Consider the following 3045-nt stretch of genomic DNA (forward strand, 5'->3'; position numbering starts at 1 on the left):
GTATTGAGGTCGTGTTTTCTGCTTGTGGTGCTGGGGGTTTCGCTGCTGGTAGGGATTTCGCTAGTGGGGGATTCCGCTTCGCTGGTGGCTTCTTCTTTGTGGTCGGTCGAGCTGCACCCGGTAAGTAGGGTGCCTACGGCGGCTAGAAGGAGGAGACGCTTGAGGGGCATAGCTATTCCTTAAGTGGGGAATATGATTCGAGGTTCTAGCTGGAATGGATGGCCTCAGCGACCTCTTCCAGTTCCTCATCGCTGAATTCATCGCCGCAAGACATCACGGCACCGAGTGGGGACATCGCTGCAGCCATGATCTTGTCATTGTCTGGTGCGTCATCGGGGATGTTCAGTGCTTCAAAAACATCACTGTATTTACCATCAGAGCCGCTGACTGATGACATAACAGCTTCCCCAAATTTGTCGGTGTTGCCTCGGAAATACTCCTTTGAGATGTCGAGCAATTCATCATTTTCGCAGGTAGCTTCGCCGGCCTTCTTGACGGAGTCCGCGTTGGTTTCAAAGGTCTCGGGCTGATCGTCTCCCTCGAGCTCGTCAGCATCATGGTTGATGTAATCGTCCGGCAGGGTCTTATACTCCTTGAGGTACTCGGTCATGCCGTCGGTGGTGTTCAGGTCGTAGCCATCACCGTAGACGGGATATTCGCCGTCTTGGGCGGAGGGGCTGCAGCTGGCGAGGAATAGGGTTGCGGTGAGAACGGGGAGGATGCGCTTGAGGGACATGAAACTTCCTTCCTGGGAGGGAGAATTTCTTTTAGTGTATCCAAATTGCGCGTGCCACGTCCCTGTTACAGGAGTGACGACGCTAGGATTAAAGACCTATGGCACGCGAAAAGAAGACGCAGCGAAACCGGAGCCGCACTAGGGTTCCGGTGGCCTCGCGTGCTGCGGATATCCGCAAAGCTCAGCGTGCACAACTGAAGCAGAAACAGAAGCCGGACCGGATGAGTATTGCCGGAGTGGGCGTGATCGTTGCCATCGTGCTTGTGGTTTTGTTTGCCATCGCTATTCCGCTGCGCAATTACTACCATGGCCGGTCCGAAATTGCCCGCCTCAATGAGTCAATCGCCGCCAAGCAGGATGAGAAGGCTGCTTTGCTGGAGAAGATTGATAGATATAAGTCCGATGAGTACATCAAGCAGGAGGCGCGGCGCCGATTCGGGGTCGTCGATGAGGGCGAGACCGCCTACCGCATCATTGACCCGCAGATTAAGCCGGATGACCAGCTCACTACAGATGGTCAGAAGGAAGAAGATTCCCGCGAATGGTACGAAGTTTTGTGGGATTCCGTAGCCGAGCCCCCTGAGGAGGAAGCTCCATCCGAGCAGGTAAATCATCTTCCGATCGAGCCGGCGCCGGAAGAAAACCCGGATGTGCGATAATTGTCCGCATGACCGTCACTGATGCAGATATCGCTGTAGTAACTGAGCAATTGGGCCGTACCCCGCGCGGGGTCCTCGAGGTTTCTTATCGCACGCCGGATGGGCAGCCCGCGGTAATTAAGACGGCGCCCAAGCTTGCCGACGGCACCCCATTCCCCACCCTCTACTACCTCACCGACCCACGGCTTACGGCCGAAGCTTCACGCTTGGAGGTCGCCCACGTGATGAAGTGGATGGAAGCCCGCTTGGGTGAGGACGAGGAATTGGCTGCCGACTATCAGCGCGCCCACGAATATTTCTTGGCCAAGCGCAATGATATTGAAGACCTTGGCACCGATTTCTCCGGTGGTGGCATGCCCGATCGAGTCAAGTGCCTGCATGTGCTCATCGCGTACGCGCTTGCTGAAGGCCCACAGCATTTCCGATTGGGAACTGAAGCAGTGGCCATGGCCGCTGACCACGGCAAGCTTCGAGGCTCTGCCATCCCGCAAGATTGGCCCAGCGTAGAGGAACTGGGGATTGACCTGGCCCAATTCGATTTCTCTAATGCGGAATAGGAGGGCTGCTATGACTCGCGTTGCTGCGATTGATTGCGGTACCAATTCGATTCGCTTGCTCATCTCTGAAATTCAGGATGACGGCAAAGTTCGCGATATTACCCGCACCATGGAAATCATCCGCCTGGGAGAAGGAGTCGATGCCACTGGCGAAATCGCCCCTGCGGCCCTAGACCGCGCCCGCGTGGCCTTGGAAGGCTACGTACGCCAGATGAAGTTTGAGAAGGTCACCCGCGTGCGGATGGTCGCTACCTCCGCTACTCGCGATGCCAAGAATCAACAGGAATTCTTCGACATGACCGCTGAGTTGCTCAGCCAAATTCAGCCTGGCGCACAGGCCGAGGTCGTCTCGGGCGAGGAAGAGGCTCTGTTGTCCTTTAATGGTGCCGTGGCCGATGTGGAGCCAGACCGCGGGCCATTCTGTGTCATCGATCTGGGCGGCGGTTCGACCGAGTTCGTCGTAGGCACGGCCGATGGCGATATCTTGGGCACCCACTCGGCTCGCATGGGGTGCGTCAGGCTAACCGAGCGCATTATGCGAACAGATCCGCCTACCGAGTCGGAGATTGAGATCGCTTCCGAGTACGTCGGCGAGCGCACGGCAGAAGTGGAGAAGATAGTACCTATTTCTAAGGCCCGTACCATCGTCGGCTGCGCAGGCACTTTCACCACTCTTTCTGCATTGGCTCAGGGCCTTGAGCGCTACGACGCCGATGCCATTCACGGGTCTGAACTCCGCTTCGATGCCCTGCGCGTGCTTTTGCAGCAGCTTATTAGCCTGCCTTCCGACGTCCGCGCCCTCAACCCCGTCATTCACCCCGGCCGTGCCGACGTCATTGGCGGTGGGGCGGTAGCCGTCGAAGGCATCATGCAGCTTATCGAGCGAAATTGCGATGCGCGCAGCTTTTTCATCAGTGAAAAGGACATTCTCGACGGTATTATCGCTGGTCTGGCTGCGGAGGGTACCCCTCGTTAACTCTCGCAGGGTGAGGTGGCCTAAAATATTCCTTGCCCTTGCCCCCATAGCCCAATCGGCAGAGGCAGTCGACTTAAAATCGATTCAGTGTGGGTTCGAGTCCCACTGGGGGCACCA

Annotated in this window: 4 protein-coding genes and 1 tRNA gene; 4 read left to right on the forward strand and 1 reads right to left on the reverse strand. The window is 56.9% G+C overall.

Annotated elements, in window-relative coordinates; genetic code table 11:
• Positions 1 to 205 precede the first annotated feature (205 nt).
• Complete coding sequence (locus QKD99_RS11365; RefSeq protein ID WP_284767619.1) at positions 206 to 736, reverse strand: ribonuclease; 531 nt, start codon at positions 734 to 736, stop codon at positions 206 to 208.
• A 98-nt stretch (positions 737 to 834) separates the two neighbouring features.
• Between QKD99_RS11365 and QKD99_RS11370 the strand changes: the two genes are divergently transcribed.
• From QKD99_RS11370 to QKD99_RS11385, 4 genes are all read left to right on the forward strand, one after another.
• A complete protein-coding gene (locus QKD99_RS11370; RefSeq protein ID WP_150850942.1) occupies positions 835 to 1395 on the forward strand; it encodes a septum formation initiator family protein in 561 nt (186 codons plus the stop codon).
• An 8-nt stretch (positions 1396 to 1403) separates the two neighbouring features.
• Positions 1404 to 1952, forward strand: a complete 549-nt coding sequence (locus QKD99_RS11375; RefSeq protein WP_284766909.1) for a DUF501 domain-containing protein — start codon at positions 1404 to 1406, stop codon at positions 1950 to 1952.
• Positions 1953 to 1962: 10 nt separating this feature from the next.
• Positions 1963 to 2928 (forward strand): Ppx/GppA phosphatase family protein, encoded by a 966-nt coding sequence (locus tag QKD99_RS11380; RefSeq protein ID WP_284816121.1) that lies wholly within the window; start codon positions 1963 to 1965, stop codon positions 2926 to 2928.
• Between the two features lie 40 nt (positions 2929 to 2968).
• Positions 2969 to 3045 (forward strand) — tRNA-Leu (locus QKD99_RS11385).

This window comes from Corynebacterium sp. c3Ub_189 (genome assembly GCF_039907195.1).
Lineage (GTDB): Bacteria > Actinomycetota > Actinomycetes > Mycobacteriales > Mycobacteriaceae > Corynebacterium.